The organism is Ancylomarina longa, assembly GCF_003996985.1.
Lineage (GTDB): Bacteria > Bacteroidota > Bacteroidia > Bacteroidales > Marinifilaceae > Ancylomarina_A > Ancylomarina_A longa.
In genome coordinates this window covers 1-389 of record NZ_RJJX01000281.1, presented here as the reverse complement: position 1 = coordinate 389, position 389 = coordinate 1, and the positions used below count along the sequence as shown (strand labels likewise).

General features: G+C 40.4%; 2 protein-coding genes. Both read left to right on the top strand.

The annotated features are described in order from the left end of the window. The first annotated feature begins 7 nt into the window (after positions 1–7). Positions 8–172 carry a hypothetical protein gene (locus DLK05_RS18455; RefSeq protein ID WP_369073586.1) on the top strand — a complete coding sequence of 55 codons (165 nt, stop codon included), beginning with the start codon at positions 8–10 and terminating at the stop codon, positions 170–172. Positions 173–192: 20 nt separating this feature from the next. Continuing rightward, the coding region (locus tag DLK05_RS17175) for a hypothetical protein (protein WP_209319975.1) at positions 193–389 on the top strand (197 nt) is incomplete at its 3' end.

Here is a 389-nt window from a genome sequence, read left to right as displayed (position 1 = left end):
AGTCTCTATCGACTACAAAACTGACCCACGCTCCACCATAGTCGATGCAAAATCCACGATGGTAATTAACGATACCCAGCTAAAAATTTATGCGTGGTATGACAATGAATGGGGCTATGCCAATCGCACGGCTGAACTCGCCTACATGGTTGGCAAAATTGACCAAGCTTAATCCTCATACATAACGCTTATATGCATATCAATAATCCATTCAAAAATTTATCGGAAGATGTTCGCCAATACAGCATCATCACTGGCAATTATTGGGCATTTACACTAACCGATGGCGCACTACGCATGCTGGTGGTATTACACTTCCACCAACTAGGTTATACACCGCTAGAAATTGCTTTTGTATTTTTGTTTTATGAATTATTTGGTGTAATCAC